21 protein-coding genes are annotated in these 21,296 nt (G+C 63.4%); 10 read left to right on the forward strand and 11 right to left on the reverse strand.

Going from position 1 to position 21,296, the window contains the following annotated elements; translation table 11 throughout:
- Positions 1 to 279 precede the first annotated feature (279 nt).
- A complete protein-coding gene (locus NKL06_RS00120) occupies positions 280 to 675 on the forward strand; it encodes a hypothetical protein (RefSeq protein WP_023693377.1) in 396 nt (131 codons plus the stop codon).
- A 117-nt stretch (positions 676 to 792) separates the two neighbouring features.
- Positions 793 to 2,706 (forward strand): PhoX family protein, encoded by a 1,914-nt coding sequence (locus NKL06_RS00125; RefSeq protein ID WP_023693376.1) that lies wholly within the window; start codon positions 793 to 795, stop codon positions 2,704 to 2,706.
- 65 nt (positions 2,707 to 2,771) lie between these two features.
- On the opposite strand, the gene NKL06_RS00130 is transcribed toward NKL06_RS00125, so the two are convergent.
- The 3 genes from NKL06_RS00130 to NKL06_RS00140 form a co-directional block, all read right to left on the reverse strand.
- A complete protein-coding gene (locus NKL06_RS00130) occupies positions 2,772 to 4,343 on the reverse strand; it encodes a GMC family oxidoreductase (protein WP_023693375.1) in 1,572 nt (523 codons plus the stop codon).
- Between the two features lie 51 nt (positions 4,344 to 4,394).
- Positions 4,395 to 4,919: a twin-arginine translocation pathway signal gene (locus tag NKL06_RS00135; RefSeq protein WP_023670927.1), complete on the reverse strand. Its 525-nt coding sequence runs from the start codon at positions 4,917 to 4,919 to the stop codon at positions 4,395 to 4,397.
- Between the two features lie 80 nt (positions 4,920 to 4,999).
- Positions 5,000 to 5,395 (reverse strand): VOC family protein, encoded by a 396-nt coding sequence (locus NKL06_RS00140; RefSeq protein ID WP_023693374.1) that lies wholly within the window; start codon positions 5,393 to 5,395, stop codon positions 5,000 to 5,002.
- A 220-nt stretch (positions 5,396 to 5,615) separates the two neighbouring features.
- On the opposite strand from NKL06_RS00140, the gene NKL06_RS00145 reads away from it, so the two are divergent.
- Positions 5,616 to 5,918, forward strand: coding sequence for a ribbon-helix-helix domain-containing protein (locus NKL06_RS00145; RefSeq protein WP_023670924.1), 303 nt, complete (start codon positions 5,616 to 5,618; stop codon positions 5,916 to 5,918).
- A 5-nt stretch (positions 5,919 to 5,923) separates the two neighbouring features.
- Here NKL06_RS00145 and NKL06_RS00150 read toward each other — a convergent pair whose 3' ends face one another.
- Positions 5,924 to 6,634 (reverse strand): purine-nucleoside phosphorylase, encoded by a 711-nt coding sequence (locus NKL06_RS00150; RefSeq protein ID WP_023693373.1) that lies wholly within the window; start codon positions 6,632 to 6,634, stop codon positions 5,924 to 5,926.
- An 84-nt stretch (positions 6,635 to 6,718) separates the two neighbouring features.
- Entirely contained in the window at positions 6,719 to 9,289 is a 2,571-nt protein-coding gene (cckA, locus tag NKL06_RS00155) for a cell cycle histidine kinase CckA (protein ID WP_023693372.1), read from the reverse strand.
- Positions 9,290 to 9,494: 205 nt separating this feature from the next.
- On the opposite strand from cckA, the gene NKL06_RS00160 reads away from it, so the two are divergent.
- Positions 9,495 to 10,211: a flagellar biosynthetic protein FliO gene (locus NKL06_RS00160; protein ID WP_023693371.1), complete on the forward strand. Its 717-nt coding sequence runs from the start codon at positions 9,495 to 9,497 to the stop codon at positions 10,209 to 10,211.
- 175 nt (positions 10,212 to 10,386) lie between these two features.
- Here NKL06_RS00160 and dksA read toward each other — a convergent pair whose 3' ends face one another.
- Complete coding sequence (gene dksA, locus NKL06_RS00165) at positions 10,387 to 10,803, reverse strand: RNA polymerase-binding protein DksA (RefSeq protein WP_023673491.1); 417 nt, start codon at positions 10,801 to 10,803, stop codon at positions 10,387 to 10,389.
- A gap of 255 nt (positions 10,804 to 11,058) precedes the next feature.
- Here dksA and NKL06_RS00170 point away from each other — a divergent pair, with 255 nt between their 5' ends.
- From NKL06_RS00170 to NKL06_RS00185, 4 genes are all read left to right on the forward strand, one after another.
- Entirely contained in the window at positions 11,059 to 11,562 is a 504-nt protein-coding gene (locus tag NKL06_RS00170) for a SixA phosphatase family protein (protein WP_023693370.1), read from the forward strand.
- A gap of 86 nt (positions 11,563 to 11,648) precedes the next feature.
- Complete coding sequence (locus tag NKL06_RS00175) at positions 11,649 to 13,127, forward strand: YcjX family GTP-binding protein (protein WP_023693369.1); 1,479 nt, start codon at positions 11,649 to 11,651, stop codon at positions 13,125 to 13,127.
- Positions 13,124 to 14,188, forward strand: a complete 1,065-nt coding sequence (locus NKL06_RS00180) for a YcjF family protein (RefSeq protein WP_023693368.1) — start codon at positions 13,124 to 13,126, stop codon at positions 14,186 to 14,188. The genes NKL06_RS00175 and NKL06_RS00180 overlap by 4 nt, the downstream gene beginning before the upstream one ends.
- Before the next feature lie 82 nt (positions 14,189 to 14,270).
- Entirely contained in the window at positions 14,271 to 14,819 is a 549-nt protein-coding gene (locus NKL06_RS00185; protein ID WP_023673495.1) for a hypothetical protein, read from the forward strand.
- Between the two features lie 342 nt (positions 14,820 to 15,161).
- Here NKL06_RS00185 and NKL06_RS00190 read toward each other — a convergent pair whose 3' ends face one another.
- The 3 genes from NKL06_RS00190 to NKL06_RS00200 form a co-directional block, all read right to left on the reverse strand.
- Positions 15,162 to 15,428: a hypothetical protein gene (locus NKL06_RS00190; protein WP_023685989.1), complete on the reverse strand. Its 267-nt coding sequence runs from the start codon at positions 15,426 to 15,428 to the stop codon at positions 15,162 to 15,164.
- A 183-nt stretch (positions 15,429 to 15,611) separates the two neighbouring features.
- Positions 15,612 to 16,820: an MFS transporter gene (locus NKL06_RS00195; RefSeq protein ID WP_023688655.1), complete on the reverse strand. Its 1,209-nt coding sequence runs from the start codon at positions 16,818 to 16,820 to the stop codon at positions 15,612 to 15,614.
- A 51-nt stretch (positions 16,821 to 16,871) separates the two neighbouring features.
- A complete protein-coding gene (locus tag NKL06_RS00200; protein WP_023693367.1) occupies positions 16,872 to 17,870 on the reverse strand; it encodes an AraC family transcriptional regulator in 999 nt (332 codons plus the stop codon).
- Between the two features lie 160 nt (positions 17,871 to 18,030).
- Between NKL06_RS00200 and NKL06_RS00205 the strand changes: the two genes are divergently transcribed.
- Together NKL06_RS00205 and NKL06_RS00210 are read left to right on the forward strand one after the other, a co-directional pair.
- Positions 18,031 to 19,878 (forward strand): monovalent cation:proton antiporter-2 (CPA2) family protein, encoded by a 1,848-nt coding sequence (locus NKL06_RS00205; protein WP_023693366.1) that lies wholly within the window; start codon positions 18,031 to 18,033, stop codon positions 19,876 to 19,878.
- The gene (locus NKL06_RS00210; protein ID WP_023673500.1) at positions 19,878 to 20,426 is read left to right on the forward strand and encodes a DUF924 family protein; all 549 of its coding nucleotides are present in this window, start codon (positions 19,878 to 19,880) and stop codon (positions 20,424 to 20,426) included. The genes NKL06_RS00205 and NKL06_RS00210 overlap by 1 nt, the downstream gene beginning before the upstream one ends.
- Here the strand turns inward: NKL06_RS00210 and folK are convergent.
- Entirely contained in the window at positions 20,423 to 20,941 is a 519-nt protein-coding gene (gene folK, locus NKL06_RS00215) for a 2-amino-4-hydroxy-6-hydroxymethyldihydropteridine diphosphokinase (protein WP_023693365.1), read from the reverse strand. The genes NKL06_RS00210 and folK overlap by 4 nt on opposite strands.
- Positions 20,925 to 21,284, reverse strand: a complete 360-nt coding sequence (gene folB / locus NKL06_RS00220; protein WP_023673502.1) for a dihydroneopterin aldolase — start codon at positions 21,282 to 21,284, stop codon at positions 20,925 to 20,927. Before folB ends, folK begins: the two co-directional genes overlap by 17 nt.
- Positions 21,285 to 21,296: the final 12 nt, after the last annotated feature.

The following is a 21,296-nucleotide window of genomic DNA, read 5'->3' on the forward strand; positions in this document are numbered from 1 at the left end:
GACAATGCAAAGCAACTGCCGTGCCAAACGCGAAGGCGCCGCTCACGAAGATGGAATAGCCGAGCCTTATCAGCCGGTTGGTATATGAGCTGGAGAAAAACAAAGGCAGCCGGTAAAAATTGATTGAGGCAAATTTGCGCATCGCACACTACTTTTGCCTAATTTTCGCCCAAATAGGACAAATGCCTAGTTTTTGATCTCCGGCCGTGGGTTCCGGGCGAACAATGTTGCGGCACCGCGCAAAAATAGGGCAAGCTCGCCCTTCAGAAGAGTGACGTCATGACATCTCGCATCTCATACATTTCCGGCATCCTGCTGCTGATGGCAACGAGCGGCGCCGCGCGCGCCGATTTCAGCGAGGGCAAGCTTCCGGACGGCACCTATCATTGCGAGGTCTATTTGCTCGGCGCCTTCCTCAACCTCGGCGACATCACTATCAAGGGCAATGTCTATAGTGGTCCGGTGACATTCGGCACCGCGACGCAAGGCTACAACTATCAGATGAATGCCAATGGCGAGATCACCTGGCTCGGGCCGCTGGGCGGCTATACCACCGGTGGCAACTCCGTCTCCATGACACAGGCAACACTGGACGGCGAGACCGCCCCGTCATTCGACATCATTCTGAAGCAGCCCGACGGCGCCTTCACCGCCTCGACCTGCACCAAGGGCTGAGCGATGCCCACTGCCGCGCCCACTTGCGGCAAACCCTTCCTTTCATGTCATGTGAATGTTGCCTAAGCAGACTAAGGCAACGGTGCGCCGTAACATCCACCCTGAGAGGCAGACACCATGGCCAATGCACCGTCTTCATCCTCCCCCGTCATCCGCGAAATCATCGCCGAGCGCGTCTCGCGCCGGTCTCTTTTGAAAGGCAGCCTCGCCTCCGGCGCGCTGATTGCCGGCGGCAGCTTTGTCGGCTCCTTGTTTGCCGGCGAAACGCATGCCGCCACAGCGCAGTCGACGCTCGGCTTTCCCGAGCTGAAACGGGTCTACGGCAAGACCCATGCCGCCGCCGAAGGCTATGAGACGACCATCGTCGCGCGCTGGGGCGATCCGCTTGCAGCCGGCCTCGCCGAATTCGACGGCAACAAGGTCGCGGCGGAGGAACAGGAAAAGCGCTTCGGCTACAATTGCGACTACATCGCCTTCATGCCGCTGCCCAAGGGTACGGTGAATTCCGATCATGGCCTGCTCTGCGTCAACAACGAATACATCTCGCCCAATGTGATGTTTCCGGGGATGACCGAGGGCGATGCCGGCAAGACGATGACCAGGGAACAGGTCGATCTCGGTATGGCCGCGATGGGCCATTCGATCGTCGAGGTGCAATTGAAGGACGGCAAGTGGGCAAGCGTGGCGGACAGCCCGCTGAACCGCCGCATCACCGCCAACACCGAAATGACCGTTTCCGGACCGGTTGCCGGCCATGCGCTGATGAAGACCTCGGCCGACGCGACTGGCACCAAAGTGCTCGGCACCAGCTACAACTGCAGCGGCGGTTTCACCCCCTGGGGTACGGTGCTGACCTGCGAGGAAGGCGTGTCCGACATTTTCGGCGGCGACCCGAAAAGGGCGCCGACCGCCGACCTGCTTGACCGTTACGGCTTCGATGGCTCCGACATCTATGGCCGCGGCCGCTTCCATGACCGCTTCAACCTCGACAAGGAACCGAACGAGGCCAACCGCTTCGACTGGGTGGTCGAGATCGACCCTTACGATCCTAAGTCCAGGCCGGTGAAGCGCACGGCACTTGGCCGCATGTCGCATGAGGCCTCGACCGTGGTCCTCAACAAGGACGGCCACGTCGTCGTCTATATGGGTGACGACGACTATTTCGAATATATGTACCGCTTCGTCTCGGCCAAGGCCTATGATAGGGCCAATCCGGCCTCCGGCGCCGATCTGCTCGACGATGGCGTGCTGTCGGTCGCCCGCTTCGATGCCGATGGCTCGATGACGTGGCTGCCGTTGGTGCACGGCCAGGGCAAGCTTACCGTCGAGAACGGTTTTGCCGACCAGGCCGAGGTGCTGTTGAAGACGCGGTTCGCGGCAGATGCGCTCGGCGCCACGCCGATGGACCGGCCCGAGGACATCGAGACCAATCCGGTGACCGGCCGCGTCTATGCGGTGATGACCAAGAACAAGAAGCGCGACCAGTCAAAGGTCAATCCGGCCAACACGCGGCCGGAAAATCTCTGGGGCCATATTGTCGAACTGATCCCGCCCGGCGGCCGCGGCGCGGATGCCGACCACACGGCCGAAAACTATGCCTGGGACCTGTTCGTGCTCTGCGGCAACCCGAAAGATGCCAAGGTCGGCGCCACTTTTCATCCGGACACGTCGGACAATGGCTGGTTCGTCTGCCCCGACAACATCACCTTCGACCCGGCGGGGCGGCTGTGGGTGGCGACGGACGGCGCCAATGATTTCGACCTGCCGGACGGCGTCTATGGCGTCGACACCGAAGGTGCGGCGCGCGGCCTGCCGAAGCTGCTGTTCACCTGCCCGCATGGCGCCGAAGCGACCGGCCCATGCTTCACGCCGGACGGCACGACTTTGTTCCTGTCGGTGCAGCACCCTGCGGAAGATGCAGAGACGCTCGACAAGGCGCAGACGCTGTGGCCCGACTTCAGGGATGGCCAGCTGCCGCGACCGTCCGTCGTCGCCATCCGCCGCAAGGACGGACAGCCGGTCGGCGCATAGTGAGTCCTAGGAAAAAAGGGCGGAACGCGCCATGCGCGTTCCGCGTAGCGATCCCGGAGGACGGCTCAGATCGTCTTGGCCGACATTTGCGAAGCGATGTATTCGGCCTGGCGGATAGCCAGCGACACGATCGTCAGCGTCGGATTTTCAGCCGCACCGGTCGTGAACTGGCTGCCGTCCGACACGAACAGGTTCTTGATGTCGTGCGCCTGGCCGTGCTTGTTGACGACGCCGTCTTCCGCCTTTTCGCTCATCCGGTTTGTGCCGAGATTGTGGGTTGAGGGATAGGGCGGCGTCGGGAAGGAGCGCGTCGCGCCGACCGCATCGTAAAGCGCTGTGGCCTGCTTGTAGGCATGATTGCGCATCGCCGTGTCGTTGGGATGATCATCGAAATGCACGTCGGCGATCGGCATGCCGTGCGCCTCCTTCTCGTCCTTGTGCAGCGTGACGCGGTTTTCCGCGCGCGGCATGTCCTCGCCGACGATCCACAGGCCAGCCATGTGATCATAGTGGTCGAGCGCGGTGGTGAAGGAACGGCCCCAGCCGCCGGGATTGAGGAAGGCGGCCATGAAGGGCAGGCCGAGCGACAGCGTCTCGAATTCATAGCCGCCGACAAAGCCGCGTGAGGGATCGTACCGCGCCTCGTCGCGGATAATGCCGGCCATGGTGGTGCCGCGATACATATGCACCGGTTGGTCGAAAATGGCGTAGACCGAACCGGTGGTGTGGCGCATGTAGTTCTTGCCGACCTGCCCCGACGAATTGGCAAGCCCTTGCGGAAACTTCGCTGACTCGGAGTTCAGCAGCAGGCGCGGGCTTTCGATCGAGTTGCCGGCGACGGCGACGATGCGGGCCTTCTGCTCCTGCAGATTGCCGTCCTTGTCGGCATAGACGACGCCGGTCACTTTTCCGCTAGCGTCATGGTTGATCTTGATCGCCATGGCGTTTGGCCGGACCTCGAGATGGCCGGTCGCCTCACCCTTGGGAATCTCGGTGTAGAGCGTCGACCATTTGGCGCCCCATTTGCAGCCCTGGAAGCAGAAGCCGGTCTGTTGGCAGGAGTTCCGGTCATCACGCTCGACCGAATTGATTGCCATGTTGCCGGTATGACATTCCTTATAGCCGAGCTTGTCGGCGCCGGCCTTGAGCACCTTGAAATTGTTGTTGCCGGGCAGCCGCGGCCAGCCATTGGTGCCGGTGACGCCCATCTTGGCTTCCGCCTTGGCGTAGTAAGGCTCCATCTCGGCCAATGTGACCGGCCAGTCCAGCAGGTTGGCGCCTTCCAGCTTGCCGTAGGTCGAGAGCGTCTTGAACTCATGCTCCTGGAAGCGCAGCGAGGCGCCGGCCCAGTGCGTGGTCGAGCCGCCGACCGATTTGACGATCCAGGCCGGCAAATTCGGAAAATCCTTCGACACCCGCCAGTCGCCGGACGTCGTGCGCTTGTCCGTCCAGGCGAGTTGGCTGAAGGAACCCCACTCGTCATTGATGAAATCCTCGTATTCGTGACGCGCGCCGGCCTCGAGGATGACGACATCGACGCCTTTCTGGGCGAGTTCGTTGCCGAGCGTGCCGCCGCCGGCGCCGGAGCCGATGATCACGACCACGCCGTCGTTGTTGAGATCAAATGAAGCTGCCATGGTTTCCTCCCATGAATTCCTGTTTGCGGGGTTTCAGAACGACGGAAGGGCTCAGAGCCACTCTATGTCGTCGAAACCGCGCGCGATGTAGCCGCCCTTGGAGTAGGATTCGCCCTCGTAGCCGAAGATCGGCCACACCTCCTGCTGGTTGTAGAGGCTGACGACGAGGCCGCCGCGGATGGACTGGAAGAACGGCGTCGCCTCGATCTGCTGTAGCACGGCAACGCGCTGCTCCTCCCAGCCGAGGCCGCGATAGCCGCCCTCGCCCGACTTCTTGTCGAGGTCGGCGATGCCGTCTTCGATCATCGTCTTGTAGGCAGCGTCCTTGCCGGCCTGCTCATCATGCCCTTTTACGGCGATGGCGTAGTATTTGTCGGGCACCTGATCGTGCGGATAGATGTCGCGCGCCATCTGGATCAGCGTTGCCATGGTTTCGGGCTTGAGCGCCGATGTCTCGAGCCCCCAGGCATTTTCAGGGCTGATGACGGCGCTGCCGGAAATGACGAGCAACGCGCCGATGCCGCCGCGTTTGAGAAGTTCACGACGTGAGAGCCTCGCGTCATAGATCGTGACCATTTGTTCCTCCCTGCTTGCTGTTTGCGCCCTTGAACAGCGCCGTTGCTGGCGCCGCGCGGCTGAATGCGGCCGATAATCCGCTACTGGAAGCGCCCTCCACGCTGCAGAACCTCGATCTTGTAGCCGTCGGGGTCCTCGATGAAGAAAAAGCGGGCGATCAGCGATCCGTCGCGGTTGAATTCGACAATCTTCTTGGGGTGGAGGCCGAGCGCGCCGATCCGGTCGTGTTCGCTGTCGAGATCGGACACCGAGACCGCCAGATGGCCGTAACCGTCGCCTAGCCCATAAGGCTCGGTGCGGCCCTTGTTCACGGTGAGTTCGAGCTCGAACCCCGTTTCGGCGTTGGCAAGGTAAATCAGCGTGAATGTCTCGAAATCCAGCCTGTCGGCGACATCGAGCCCGAAAGCGTTTCTGTAGAAATCGACGGATCTGGCCTCTTGGAGAACCCGGATCATGGAATGGATTGCCTTCGCCAAATCAGTCTCCGCCGCTGCATGTTGGAGGCGATTATGGGCGGCACGCGCGAAAGGTGGTGGCAGCCGGTTACCACGGCTAAATTTGCAATCGCTGCTATGCCTGCGCCTAAAGACGAAAGTCCGATTGCCGATTCGGCCCACAAGGCCGAACATGCAGGGACAACCACAACTTGAAGGCGCGACACGCTGCGCCCAAAACCAACAATATCGGGAGGTAAGGATGTGCAGGGTTTTTGCCGGGCAGGATCCGGAAGGCTATCGACAGATCAACCGGTCGATCCGCATCGATGGTCATTCTACGAGTATCCAGCTTGAAGGAACGTTCTGGGCGCTGCTTGACGAAATTGCCGACAGCCAGGGCCTGACGACGCCGAAGTTCATCTCAAAACTCTATGACGAGGCGATCGAGATCAACGGCGCCATTCCCAACTTCGCGTCGATGCTGCGTACCACCTGCGCGCTCTATCTGCGCGGTCACCGGCCAGACATGGATGAGCTGACGCCGAAGCGCGAAGCGGCCTGAGGAAGCTAGCCTTCCGCCGCAACGTCGAGCCCGAGCCGCGCCATATCGGTGAACAGCGCCTGACGTTCGGAATAGGCAGTCTGTTCGCCGGTCACGATGTTGTCGACGACGGTCAGCAGCGACAGCGCGCGGGCGCCGAAATGCGCCGCGATTCGGTAGAGTGCGCTGGTTTCCATATCGACAGCGAGAGCGCCAAGCGCCTGCGCTTCGGCAAAGCGGTCGCGCCCTTCAGGGTGGTAGAAGACATCGCTGCAGATGGTCAGCCCGGCCTGGTGGTCGATGCCGAGCTGGGCGGCGCAGGCCAAAGCGTGGGCGAACAGGCCGGGATCGGGCCCGGCGGCAGCATCGTAGAGGCCGAAGACCTGGCCGCTTTGGTCGCTTTCGGCGCGCACCGACTGCGAGATCACCAAGGAGCGCAGCGGCACGCGGGGTGTCAGGCCGCCGCAGGTGCCTGTGCGGATCAGCGTTTTGACGCCGTGAACATCCAGGAGTTCATGCGCATAGACCAGGAAGGACGGGACACCGATGCCGGTGGCCTGGATGCTGATGGGACGGCCGCGATAGAGACCGGTGAAGCCGAGTACGCCCCGGCGGCGGTTGACGCAGCGCGGCGCCTCAAGAAATGTCTTTGCCATCCACTCGGCGCGTTGCGGATCGCCCGGCAACAGCACCGTTGCGGCATAGTCGCCCCTGGCAGCCTCGTTGTGCGGCGTCACGACATGCTCCCCAAAACCCGCCGCCCGTTTCGCCTGCAATAATGGCAGTGTCACGTCATTGCGCAAGCTTTGAATTAGGGCGCGCTAGGACTCCAATACATCCTTGACCACGGTGGCCAGTTGCTTGAGGGAGAACGGCTTCGGCAGGAAGCCGAATTGCGCGTCCGGCGGCAGGTTTCTGGCGAAAGCGTCTTCGGCATAGCCGGACACGAAGACGAACTTGATGTCGGGCTGGCGCTTGCGCAGTTCGCCGAGCAGCGTCGGTCCGTCCATTTCCGGCATCACCACGTCGGACACGACGATATCGACTTTGCCGCCGAGCGCTTCGAAGACTTCCAACGCCTCGACGCCCGAGGACGCCTCGTGGACGGTGTAGCCGCGCGATGTAAGCGCCCGGGAGCCGCCCATACGCACGGCGTCCTCGTCCTCGACCAGCAGCACCGTGGCCGAGCCCGACAGGTCCTTGGCGCTGTCGGCGGCTTTCACGGGCGCAACCGGCGCCTCGCTGACGTCGCCGGGCTTTTTCGCCTCGACGATGTGACGCGGCAGGAAGATGCGGAAGGTCGAGCCCTTGCCGATTTCGGAATCGCAGAAGATGAAGCCGCCGGTCTGCTTGATGATGCCATAGACCATCGACAGGCCAAGGCCGGTGCCTTTGCCGACTTCCTTGGTGGTGAAGAACGGCTCAAAAATCTTCTTCAGCACGTCCGGGGCAATGCCCGAGCCGCTATCCTCGACCTCGACCACGACATAGTCGGCAGGCGTGAGCTCGCGGTAGGAGAAGCTCTTGCATTGTTCGGCGGTGACGTTGCGGGTGCGCACGGTGAGGTCGCCGCCAGCCGGCATGGCGTCGCGCGCGTTGACGGCCAGGTTGACCACCACCTGCTCGAACTGGCCGATATCGACCTTGACCGGCCACAAATCGCGGCCGTGGTCGACCTTCAGCTTGATCTCGTTGCCAACCAGGCGGGCAAGCAGCATCCGGAGATCGGCAAGCACGTCGGTCAGGTTCAGCACTTCCGGCCGCAATGTCTGCTTGCGCGAGAAGGCGAGCAACTGCCGCACCAGCGAGGCCGCCCGGTTGGCATTCTGCTTGATGTTCATGATGTCGGGGAAGGACGGGTCCGACGGCCGGTGATTGGTCAGCAAAAGATCCGACGCCATGATGATGGCAGTCAGCACATTGTTGAAGTCGTGGGCGATGCCGCCGGCGAGTTGTCCGACTGCCTGCATCTTCTGGCTCTGCGCCATCTGGCCCTCGAGCGCCTTCTGCTCGGTGGTCTCGACGGCATAGACGATAGCCGATTCCTCGGCGCCCTCGCCGGTGCCGTCGGCGACGGCGTTGACGTAGAAGCGGATGTGACGCTCCTCATTGCCGGGCAGCAGCGTGTCGATCGGCTCGATGTCGGCCTGCCTCAGCCGCGCCTTCTCGAAGGCGGCGGCAAAGGCCGGCCGGTCGCGCTCATGGATCACGGTGTCCAGCCGCACGCGGCGGTCAACCGCGTCGCCGTCGACGACGGAGGAAAACAGCGACAGGAACGGCGCGTTGGTGCGCAGGATGCGGCCGCCATTGTCGACGGCGGCAATGGCCATCGGCGTCGAATTGAAGAAACGGGTGAAGCGCACTTCCGAAGCACGAAGGTCGGCCGATGCGTCCTCGCCCTGGGTGCGGTTGAGCACAATGGTGCGGGTCGGACCGTTGGTCCCCTCGCGGCTGGCCGATACCCGATGCATGAAGCGCACCGGCAGCGCCTCGCCGGTTGTCGTCGTCAGATCGAGATCGATGACGGCGTTGCGGGTGGTGCCGGGCTCGGCCTTGACCGAGCGCACCAGCGCCATGCCGTCGCCGGCGACGATTTCCGGGAGTGTCACGGCGCCAGGGGTGAAGCTCGCCAGATCGATGCCCAGCCATTCGGCGAGCGTGGCGTTGATGTAGGTGACACGGCCTTCCTGGTCGGCTGAGAAGAAACCGGCCGGCGCATGGTCGAGATGGTCGATGGCCTTCTGCAAGTCGAGGAAGAAACGCTCCTGCTCGGCCCGTTCCTGCGAGATATCGGCAAGCTGCCAGGCAAGCATCGGCAGGCGCTGACCGGGAACGCTGAAGGTCCGGGCCCGCGCCCGGTACCAGCGCGCGCCGGGCTCGGCGCCTGGCCGGATCGACTGTGCTAGCCGGAACTCACCGTCGCCGGCCTGGCCATCGCGCAAGCCCGAGGCCAGCCGGTATATGGTCACCGAAGCTTCGGGGACATCGGAAAGCAGGCCTTCGACCGTCTTCAGATCGGCGGCCGACGCAGCACCGGTCATTTCGGCGTAGGCCCGGTTGGCGTAGACGACGCGGCCCTTGGTGTCGGTGACGATCAGGCCCTGCGACATCGAATCGACGAAGGCCTTCGACAGTTCATCCCCGGTCGAACGCGGCGCGATCTGCACGAAGCCGATGGCCGTGGCGAACAGGAAGCCGACGCCGATCATGGCAAGCACGCCCAGCATGCCGAGCAGGAACGGATCGCCAAGACGCTCGCGGAAAATGCCGAAAACGATCGCGGCCCCAGTCAGGACGATGATGAACACGATGAGCCGGGTAACCGCGCCTGGCCGCGTGTTCTGATCGACGATCGGTACCGGATAGAAATCGCCGCGCGTTTCCCTGGCCATATGCCCCCTGCTCGTGAGTTGTCCGACACCGCCCCCGGCCGGTTGAATCACATTCTCCTAATCCGGAAAAGGCCCTGGCGGCAAATGTCGGATAAAAATGACGCGTCGGTGTTTTCAAGCTGTTCACGAAGCGTGAAGGCAACTTGCGGTGGCTGGCCGCAACGGTCTAGTGTCCCTCCACTTCAAAAGCCGATTGGGGGCACCGATGCAGTGGCTGGATAATGTGGCGGGTCCCGGATATGCCGCAGCGCTGCTGTGGACGTTTGCTGCCCTTGTCCTGCTGGTCATCGTGCTCATCATCATCAGGCTGGTCCGCAACCTGACCTTCGGCACCTTCGTTGCCGGCGGCAGGAACCGCAAGACACGGCTGGCGGTCATGGACGCCACGGCGGTCGACAGCCACCGCCGGCTGGTGCTCATCCGTCGCGACGACATCGAACACCTGCTTTTGATCGGCGGCCCGACCGACGTTGTCGTCGAGCGCGATATCAGACTTGCAGCGCCACGCCGTCCGGCATTGACCGGCGATGGCGGTGTTGGCCAGCAGCAACAGGCGCCGCGGCCGCGCGCAGCACAACCCGCTCCCACCGCGCCCGCAAGGCAGGCGCCACCGCCGCAACCGGTAAGGGCTGCTCCAGCCGCCGTTCCGCCGCGCCAGGCCGCACCGGCGCCGAAACCGGCTCAAATCTACCAGGCGAGCAATGTGACACCGCTGCCGGCCTATGGCTCCGCCGCCAATACTGCCCGGCAGGCCCCGCCACCGAAGCATGAGTCTATCGACGATACCCTGATGCGGGAGCTCGAGGTCTCGCTCGACGATTCGCACCCCAAACCGGCAAGCAAGCCGGCTGCGAAGGCACCGCAGTCTCTCGACGACGAGATGACCAAGCTGCTCGGCGAACTCGCCAGCCAGAAACGATAAAGCCCGGCGAACCGTCACATCTTGCCGATTCCCGATCGGAACGGCGCTTAAAGCGCGTCGTCCGTTTCAGCGCAACGCGCTTTAACTTCGTGCGACTAAACCCTTCGGCCAAAAACAGAAATGGCCGGGAAACCCGGCCATTTCTGATGAAACAGTCCTGCCTGACGGCAGCGGCTCAATCGTCGCGATAGACCTTCTCGCGGCGTTCGTGGCGCTCCTGCGCTTCGATCGACAAGGTCGCGATCGGACGCGCGTCGAGACGCTTCAGCGCGATCGGCTCGCCGGTTTCCTCGCAATAGCCGTAAGTGCCTTCATCGATGCGCTGCAGCGCCGAATCGATCTTTGAAATGAGCTTGCGCTGGCGGTCGCGGGCGCGAAGCTCGATGGCGCGGTCGGTTTCCGAGGAAGCGCGATCGGCGAGATCGGGGTGGTTGGCGTTTTCCTGCTGCAGGATTTCGAGTGTTTCGCGCGCTTCGCGCAGTATGTCGGTCTTCCAGGTGACGAGCTTCAGGCGAAAGTAGGATTTCTGCCGTTCGTTCATGAACGGCTCGTCTTCGGAGGGTACGTAATTGGCTGTAACGATATCGTTCATTCGACTCACCCAACAACCCCAAATTTGGCGCCTATATATTCGCGCAGAGAAGGCTGCACAAGCGTAATCCGCGCGCGTTTCACGCAATTATTAATGCCCGCGCGGGCGATCCTCAGCAAAGCCTTCCATAGCAGGGGCGCGGGCGAATTCGCACATGATTCGTTGCGCTTGGGCGGCGGCGCCCATTGTGCCTCAGGCCTTTCTCGTGGCTAATCCAGTTGTGTCATTGGTGGGCAGCACACCATTGGGGGTCCGGTGAGCAGACTGTATCTGTTGAGGCATGCGAAGGCTGGCTGGGCCCTGCCCGGCGTGCGCGACTTCGATCGCCCGCTCGACGCATCCGGCATTGCCGATGCCGAAATGATGGGGACGGCGATGCGTGCCCGCAACTACATCCCCGATATCACGCTCTGCTCCAACGCCAAGCGGGCGCGCCAGACGCTGGAAGGCATCGCCGGCCACACCGATACCGGCCGGGTGCTGTTCTTCGACACGCTCTACAGCGAGGATGCCGCCGGCTACCTCGCCATCATCCGCAGCAATGGCGGCCCCGGCTCGCTGCTGGTCATCGGCCACAATCCGATGACGGAAGACCTTGCCATGGCGGTCTCGGGCGACGGCGACGAGGCTGCTCGGGCCATCATGAACCATGGTTTCCCGACCTCCGGCCTTGCGGTCGTGCGCTTCGACGGCACCCTCACCGAGGCTGCGCAAGGCGCGGGCTACCTCGAAGCCTTCCTGACGCCCGTCGATCTCTGAGCCGAGCCGGCCGAGGCCGGGCGCCATTTCAAACTTGAACCGCAAAGCCTATATCGGGCGCAAGAGCACGCCTGAGAGAACAGATTTTGGCATCATCGCTGACCACTTTCACCGACGAAGCGAGAATTGCCCTGGATACGCTGTCGGGGCGTGCGAGCGGGCTTTTTTCGCCGTCGCTTCGGCTGGGCGTCACCGGCCTGTCCCGGGCCGGCAAGACGGTGTTCATCTCGGCTCTCGTCCACAATCTCATCCATGGCGGGCGCCTGCCGCTGTTCGAGGCGCAGAAGTCGGGACGGATCGCTCGCGCCTTCCTCGAGGAACAGCCGGACGATGCCGTGCCGCGTTTTCAGTACGAGGACCATATCTCCGCCCTGGTCAACGACCGTGTCTGGCCGGACTCGACGCGCGCCATTTCGGAACTCAGGCTCACCATCGAATATGAGTCTGCCTCCGGTTGGAACCGGATGTTTTCCAGCGGCCGATTGTCGGTCGACATCGTCGACTACCCCGGCGAATGGCTGCTCGACCTGCCGCTGCTCGGCAAATCCTTCGCCGATTTTTCGCATGAAGCTTTTGAGATGGCTATGCTGCCGGTGCGGGCCGACCTGTCGCAGGACTGGCGGGCGCTGTCGGCGAGGATCGACCCCAATGCCGACGCCGACGAGATGACGGCGCGGCGCCTCGCCGAGAGTTTTGCCGCCTACCTCAAGGCCTGCAAGCTCGACGAGCGGGCGCTTTCGACCTTGCCGCCCGGCCGTTTCCTGATGCCTGGCGACCTCGAGGGATCGCCGGCGCTGACCTTCGCGCCCTTGCTGCTCAAGGGTGAGAAACGGCCGCGCTCCGGCTCGCTGCAAGCGATGATGGAGCGCCGCTACGAGGCCTACAAGACGCATGTGGTGAAACCGTTCTTCCGCGAACACATCACCCGCCTCGACCGCCAGATCGTGGTGATCGACGCCATGCAGGCGCTGAACGCCGGCCCCGGCGCGATGGCCGACCTGGAACGCGCGGTGACCGAAATCCTCTCCTGTTTCCGTCCTGGCCGAGGCAATTTCCTCACCGACCTGTTTTCACGCCGCATCGACCGCATCCTGGTTGCCGCGACCAAGGCCGACCATTTGCATCACGAAAGCCATGACCGGCTGCAGGCAATCGTGCGGCGGCTTGCCGACCGCGCCGTGGCGCGGGCAAATTTCACCGGCGCCGATGTCGACGTGGTCGCCATGGCGGCGGTGCGCGCGACGCGCGAAGGCACGGTCAAGCAAGGCCGCGAAACCCTGCCGGTGATCATCGGCACGCCGCTGAAGGGCGAGAAGATCAACGGCGAAACCTTTGATGGTAAAGCCGAAACCGCCATATTTCCCGGGGACTTGCCGGAGAAAATTGATGCGGTTTTCGACGTTTCGGAAGCCGACCACCGGCAGAGCAGCGACGATCCGGCGATCCGTTTCGTGCGCTTTCGCCCGCCAAAGCTCGAACGCACCGCTGAAGGCGTCACGCTGTCGCTGCCGCATATCAGGCTCGACCGCGCCTTGCAGTTCCTGATCGGAGACCATCTGGCATGACCGCGCCCCGCAGACCGGCAGCTTTCCGCATCGAGCCGGAGGCCGAACCGAAGCAGGAAACGCGCAGCCCCCATGCCGAGCCGCCGCGCAAGCCGCGCACCGTCGTCGTGCCGGCCGAGATCGATGTCTTCGATGAGCCGGACATTGTCGCCGCCGAACCGCCGCCGGCGACCGCGCCGCGCAGGCGCTCGCTGTTTGCCAGCCTGTTTTTCGGCGCGGTCGGCGTGCTGGTTTCGCTCGCCGTCGGCCTGTGGACCGACCAGCTCATCCGCGACCTGTTCGAGCGCGCAGAGTGGCTGGGGTGGCTGGCAGCGGGAATGGCCGCAATTGCCGTGTTGGCCCTCGCAGTCGTGCTGGTGCGCGAATTCCTGGCTATCGCCCGGCTGGCCGAGGTCGAAAAACTGCAAAAGCGGGCGCTCGATGCCGTGGCCCGCGACGATCCGAAGGCTGCAAGGGCCGTCGTCGAAGAGCTTTCGGCCTTTGTCGCTGCGAAACCCGAAACCGCGGCCGGCAGGCGCTCCCTGGCCGAATTGCGCGGCGAGATCATCGATGGCGGCAATCTGGTGCGACTGGCCGAGACCGAAATTCTCGGGCCGCTCGATGCGAGAGCCAAGGTGATGATCCTCGAAGCAGCCAAACGCGTGTCGCTGGTCACCGCCGTCAGCCCCCGCGCACTCGTAGACGTTGCCTATGTCGTGTTCGAGGCCGGGCGCCTGATCCGCCGCTTGTCCGAACTCTACGGCGGCAGGCCGGGCACGCTGGGCTTTTTCCGGCTGGCGCGCAGCGTTCTTGCCCATCTGGCGGTGACCGGCTCGATCGCCGTCGGCGACAGCTTTGTCCAGCAGATCGTCGGCCATGGCCTTGCCGCACGGCTTTCGGCGAAACTCGGCGAAGGCGTGGTCAACGGCATGATGACGGCGCGTATCGGCATTGCTGCCATGGAGACGGCGCGGCCCCTGCCCTTCATTGCCGGCAGGCGGCCGGGTATGGGCGATTTCCTGTCGGCGCTGACCTCGTTTGCGGCCAGAAAAGAGAATGAAGCACCCGCCTCGACCAAGTGAACGCCCTCTCGCGGTCACCAAGCATTAACCAATCTTGTTCATGGTCGTCCAACAACAGCCTCCTTGTTGCCGGGTGTCGTCTATGAAAAGCGTAATCTTGTCCTGCGTCCTGCCCCTGGTCGCGCTTGCAGCACCTCTGGGCCCGACCGGGAAAGCCTTTGCAGCGGAGCCCGACAAGCAGTTCTTCCGCACCGTTGAAGGCAAATGGGTCGGCCCGGGCGAAATCATCGCCGGCAAATACAAGGGCACGAAGTTCACCTGCAGCTTCGACGGCTCGACGCCGGACAACAAGACCGGCATGACGCTCGATGGCGACTGCCGCGTCGGTGTCTTCACCCAGAAAATGTCGGCGACCGTCGAGCGCAAGGGCCGCGACTACAAGGGCAATTTCATGGGCGGCGCCGCGGGGTCGGGCCTGGACATCATCGGCGGCAACGTGGTCGATGCCCGCAAAGTCGTCTTCACCATCAACCGCAACCAGCTGCGCGGCGTCATGCAGGCCCGCATTCCCGACGACAATTCGATGACGGTGACCATCGCCGTGCGCGTCGACCAGCAGCTGGTGCCGGTCATCGGCATGAGCCTCAAGCGCGTCGACGCCGTCGAAGTCGGCTCCATCGCCAAAAACTGACTCTCAAGCGGTTCCCCGAAAAAAGCGCGGAACGGGGTTGCACTGCGCGTTAGCTGAGCTGTTCCGCTCAGCTCGATGTCGGGAAGGACACGCCACCTTGCGGCCAGGTTGGCGCTCCTCAAGCACGGGCCGCTCGGGCGGCACCTTTCTGCCGCGACCGGACATGTGGCGCGCAACCGACGATGTCAGCGTCTCCGATGGCCCAAGCCACAGCAAGGCCAACGTGTCATGGTCCTGTGCGTGCCGGCGGTCCTCCGTGTCAGCGCGATGCGCTTTAAGAACACCAGCAAAAAAGGCGGCGGCTACTCGAGCCACCGCCTTCCTCAATTTCCGAACGAAGAATCAGCCCTTGATGGCGGCCGTCAGATCGTCATAGGCCTTGCAGGCGTCGGCCGGCGTGGTGGCGCCCTGATATTTGGTCGTCACAGCCTGCACCTTGGCGGTCAGGTCGGCGGCCTTGGTCGGATCCTTGGTGATCGCTTCCTGCAGCGCGGCGGTCATCTCCTGCGCCTTCTTGGCCGCGATCTCCTGCGTGCATTCAGGCGCCTTCGAACAGGCCGATGCGGCAAGCATGGCGACACCCACGCCGACGAGCAAAAACTTCTTCATGTCAGTCATTCTCCTCACGAAGGCAGAACTTGATCGTCGCTGCCTTCCAACGGCCGAAGCCTGGCGTCCCATAGCCGCCGATTGCGGCAAAACGCAACGTGTGCGGCGCATAAACCTGTGCAGCGCTGCTGCAACGGCGCGGACGGCCTGATTGAGGCCGCCCGTGTCAGACGAAGCGAGGTTTCAGCCACGAGGCTGCAGCAGCGCCAGTGCGGCCGTCGCCGCGGCAAGGACGGCGGTTAGGGTCAAAGGTCCCGTAGCGCCATAGGTGTCCACGACATAGCCGCCGACAACCGCACCGACGGTGATGGCAACCTGGAAGGAAGTGACCATCAGGCTGCCTGCTGCTTCCAGCGCATCAGGTGCCGCGCGAGACATATTGGTCGGCAGCACCACCGGCGCCATGCCGAAGGCGAAGCCCCACAGCGTAACAAAGCCGAAGGCAACGCCGGTTTGCGCGCCCCAAAGCACCAAAGCGAGTGCCGCAAACGCCATCAACGCGGCGGTTACTGCGAGGGCCATGTGGATGTTGGTGTCGGCCAGGCGACCACCGGCAATATTGCCGATCACAGCGGCGATGCCGAACCCGAGCAGCGCCAGGGCAATCGGCCCGGTTGTGAGGAGCGTCACCTGTTCGAGGAACGGGCGCACATAGACCGAGCCGGCAAAATGCCCGGTCATCAGCAGAACAATGGCAAGCATGCCGAGTTGGATGCCACGCCGCCGTGTCAGCCGAAAGACGTCTGCAAGGCTGTTGCTTGCCGCCGCAGGCAAGGTCGGCAGGCTGAGAAGCTGCAGCAGCATGGCAAGCGCGGCCAGCCCCGCCGTCATGGCCATGGCGCTGCGCCATCCCAGCCAGTCACTGATCAACGCACCCATCGACGGCGCGGCAATGGTGGCGAGCGAGACGCCGAGGGTCACGATCGCCATGCCGCGACCTGTCGCATTGGCGCCAACCAGCCGCGCCACGACGGCAACGGAAAGTGCCCAGAAAGCGCTAAGAGCGATCCCCAACCCGGCCCGGCCCAGCAACAGCAGCCAGAAATTGGGCGCCAGCGCCGCAAGAATATTGGAACCGACCGCCAGGGCCATGAGGCCAACCAGCACCGCCTTGCGGTTCAATCGACCGATGAGAACATTGCTCAACATGGCCGTCACGGCGCCAACGGAAGCGGTGGCGGTGACGACCTGTCCGGCCGTTCCCTCGCTGATGCCGAGATCGCGCGCCATCGGCGTCAACAGACCTGCCGGCAAGAATTCGGCAGACACCAGGGCAAAGCTGGTGGCCGCCAATGAAAGGACCGCGAACCAGGTGGCCGCGCTCCACGCGGCTGGTGCATCGGCATCAAGGCCAATGGCGGCGTCTTCAAGCTGTAATGTTGTGTCAGTCACGGGAAGATCTCCACAGTTTGGAGATCTTAGATAGGCGAGTCCGCCCGGATGTTATGTACCGTAAAATCCGAAATTCATATCCATTCGTCCGGGAATTGTGCGGCGCACAACGCCTGGCGAGACATTGGTGATGCGCTTGAACGCGCGGGCGAAGGACGCCTCGGAATCATAGCCCAAACGGGTAGCGACTTCGGCAACAGACAAGCCGTTTTGGCCCAGCAATTCGCGGGCAAGCTGCATGCGCAGGCGGGCGAGATAATGTGCGGCGCCCTCACCCAATACCGCGCTGAAGCGCTCGGCGAAAATCGAACGCGATTGGCCTGCCACGCCGGCCAGGCTTCCCAGCGTCCAGTTGTGGCCGGGATCGCGATGCATGGCCGCCAGAGCGCGCCCTATATGGGGGTCGCGGATGGCTGCAAGCCAACCGATGGTCGAGGCGCCGTTGCAATTGACCCAGCAGCGTATGAGCCTGGCTGTCAGCAAATCCGCCATACGCGACAGGATGGTGGCGCTGCCCATCTGCGGTTGCGCGGCCTCCACCGTCATGGCCGCCAGCAAAGGGCCGACCATCGGGTCATTGCCGGCCACGTCGCAACCCTTGATGAGAGGCGGCATCAACGTGATCAACGGATTGAGCGCATAGGAGCCGAGAGACATGGAGCCGCAGAAAAGGGTGCTTGTCGCGCCCGTTCCCTGCCGTATCACTTCGCAAACGTTGCCGCCCAACTTGATCACCTGGCAGCCCTCGAGCGAATCGCCCACCACGTCCGGCGCACTCGCCAGCCGATGGGCGATGCCTTGCGGCAGCAGCACCAGATCGCCATCGCGCAACTCCTGCCAGCCTTGCGCTTCGGTGTGAATCCAGCATGGACCCTGGCCGACAAAGTGAAAACGAAGCAGTTGTTGTTGCGGAAAGTCTATGCTCCATGGGTGCCGGAGTTCGCAGCGGCCATAGTTGACACCACTCAAGCGAAAGTCTTGCAGAACTTCGCTGAGCGCATCCATCGGGATATGTGGCAGCGGCGACGGCCGGGACGAATAATCAGGCATTTGCCAGATATAGATACCGGCCGTCCGACAGGCAAGCGCAGACTGTTGTTCCACCGGGGAATCGCTGCCACGGCACCCTACCCATTCTGGCAGGCTTCCCGCCCTTGCCTCCCGCTCCCAGTGCATGCAAGGAGTGCTGTCGGACACAGGGACAAGAGGCATGGCAGCGGAAGCATCGGGCAGCGATCTCATTCAGGTGGTGGCGCTGCTTGCCGCAGGCGTCGTCGCCGTTCCGATCTTCAAACGCATGGGGCTGGGCTCGATCCTCGGCTATCTCGCCGCGGGCGTGGTCATCGGCCCGTTCGGTATTGGCATTTTTTCCGAATCGGAAGCCATCCTGCATGTCGCCGAACTCGGCGTGGTCATGTTCCTGTTCATCATCGGGCTGGAGATGCAGCCGTCGCGGCTATGGGGCCTGCGCCGCGAGATTTTCGGCCTCGGCGCGCTGCAGGTCGGCGTCTGCGCATTGCTGCTTACCGGTGTTGGTCTCGCCGGCGGCTTTCCGATCGCGCAATCCTTCGTTGCCGGCGCCGGCTTCGTCCTGACCTCGACGGCGATCGTCATGCAGCTTCTCGAAGAGCGTGGCGAGATGGCCAGCCCCAAGGGCCAGCGCATCGTGTCCATCCTGCTGCTCGAGGATCTGGCAATCGTGCCGCTTCTGGCGCTGGTCGCCTTCCTGGCGCCGGGCGGCGCCGAGATGACCCTGCAGCAGAGGCTGGCCGAAATCGGCATCGGTCTTGGCGCCATCGTCGGGCTGGTGGTGGCCGGCCGCTATCTGCTCAACCCGTTCTTCCGCATCCTGGCCGACGCCAAGGCGCGCGAAGTCATGACGGCGGCAGCACTTCTGGTCGTGCTGGGGTCGGCGCTGGTTATGCAGCTTTCCGGCCTCTCGATGGCGATGGGCGCCTTCCTGGCCGGCGTGCTGTTGTCGGAATCGACCTTCCGCCACCAGCTGGAGGCCGACGTCGAGCCATTCCGCGGCATCCTGCTTGGCCTGTTCTTCCTCGCCGTCGGCATGTCGCTCGACCTGCATGTGGTGGCCGACAACTGGCGGCTGATCGCCGTCTATGTCGTCGCCTACATGGCGATGAATGCGCTCGGCATCTATCTCGTCGCCCGCATGCTGAAGAGCGGTCATCGTGAAGCGCTGGAACGCGCCGTGATCATGGCGCAAGGCGGCGAATTCGCCTTCGTCCTCTATTCGGCCGCGGCGGCGGTTGGCATCATCGACAGCCGGGCCAACGCAACGCTGACCGCTATCATCATCATCTCCATGGTGCTGACGCCGCTGGCCATCATTGCGCTCAAATATTTGACGCCGCGCGACGAGCAGTCGCTTGAAGGCGTCGACATCGCCGACGGCCTTACCGGCAGCGTGCTGGTCATCGGCTTCGGCCGTTTCGGCCAGATCGCGAGCCAGCCGCTTTTGTTGCGCGGCATCGATGTGTCGATCATCGACAATGATGTCGAAATGATACAGGCGGCCGCCGATTTCGGCTTCAAGGTCTACTATGGCGACGGCACGCGGCTCGACATTCTGCGCGCCGCAGGTGCAGGCCGCGCGCGCGCCGTGCTGATCTGCGTCGACAAGCCGGACGCCACGGTGCGCATGGCGGAACTGATCAAGGCGGAGTTCCCGCTGCTGACCGTCCTGGCACGCGCGTACGATCGCGGCACCGCGCTGTCGCTCATCCGCGCCGGGGTCGACTTCCAGCTGCGCGAGACCTTCGAATCGGCCCTCGTCTTCGGCGGTTCCGCGCTCGAGGTTTTGGGCGTTGAGCCGGAAGATGTCGCCGATGTCATCGAGGATGTGCGACGGCGCGACAATGCCCGACTGGAGACGCAGCTGGCCGAAGGCGTCCGCGCCGGGCAACGTTTCCTCAGGGGCAATACCGGCACGCCGATCCCGACGCCGCTGACGCAACCGCGCCGGCCCGGCCAGGCGCTGAACGAAGAGACGGCCGGCGTGCTGCACAAGCCCGAGCCCGCCGATCAGGGGGAAAGCTGATGACCGCATCGGATGAGCGCGCGCTCGCCGTCACCAAATTCTGGCGCGAGGCCGGCGAAGACGCGTGGTTCGAGAAGAACGACGTCTTCGACGCGGATTTCCGCAGCAGGTTTCTCGACCTGCACTTTGCCGCCGCGCGGCGCGAGTGCGACGCATGGTCGGAGCATGCCGAGGGTTCGCTGGCGCTGATGATCCTGCTCGACCAGTTTCCGCGCAACTGCTTTCGCGGCTCAGGCCATATGTACGCCACCGATCCGCTGGCACGGCACTTTGCCGCCAAGGCGATTGCGGCCGGCCATGACCTTTCGCTGGAAGAAAACCTGCGCGTCTTCCTGTACCTGCCCTACGAACATTCGGAACTGCCCGCCGACCAGGACAGATCGGTCGAGCTCACCACCGCCAGGGCGCCGGAGTATGTGAAATACGCCATCGAGCACCGCGACATCATCCAGCGCTTCGGCCGCTTTCCGCACAGGAACAAGATGCTTGGCCGCGAGACGACGGCGGACGAACAGGCATTTCTCGATGGCGGCGGCTTCTCCGGTTAACCCAGCCACCAATCGCGGCCGGAAGCCAGCCGCTCTATGCCTGACGTATCGACGGCGCTGAGCCGCTCGGTCACGCTCCTGCCGCCCACCGCCAGATCCGGCGCGATCTCTGCCAAGGGCGCCAGCACGAAGGCGCGCTCCACCATTCGGGGATGCGGCACTTCCAGCCCGGTTTCGTGGATGATGCGGTCGCCGAACACCAATATGTCGATGTCGATCAGGCGCGGACCCCAGCGCTCCTCGCGCACCCGCTTCAGCTTGCGCTCGGCCTCGAGGCAGAGGTCGAGCAGCGCCCTTGGCGCCAGCGCGGTCGAGATTTCGGCAGCGGCGTTGAGGAAATCCGGCTGGTCGAGCTTGCCCCAGGGCGGCGTGCGATAGAGCGAGGAGACGGCGATGACACGCGTGTTCTCGTCGGCGTCTAGCAGGCGCAGCGCCGCCGCCATCGAGGCCGAGGGATCGCCGAGATTGCCGCCAAGGCTGAGATAGACCGTGTTATTGTTACTCTGGCCAGACAACGGTCACCTCGACATAATCGAGCACGCCGGGCACCGGTGCGTTGGGCTTGCGCACGGTGATCTCGGCCTTCCTGATCTGCGGGAACCGTGAAGTCAGCGCCTTCGCCACTTCGAGCGCCAGCGCCTCGATCAGGAAGCGGCGATGTCCAGTGACGATCTTTTCAATCACCGTGAAGGCGATGCCGTAATTGACGGTGTCCTCGATGGAATCATCCTCCAGCGGGCGGCTGGGCTCGACCGTCAACTCGGCATCGACATAAAAACGCTGGCCAAGCGCCTCTTCCTCATCCAGCACGCCGTGCCGGGCAAAGAAGGCGCAGTTCTTCATGCGGATGACGTACATTTCTTAGTGTCC

This window comes from Mesorhizobium sp. C268A (genome assembly GCF_040324475.1).
GTDB lineage: Bacteria > Pseudomonadota > Alphaproteobacteria > Rhizobiales > Rhizobiaceae > Mesorhizobium.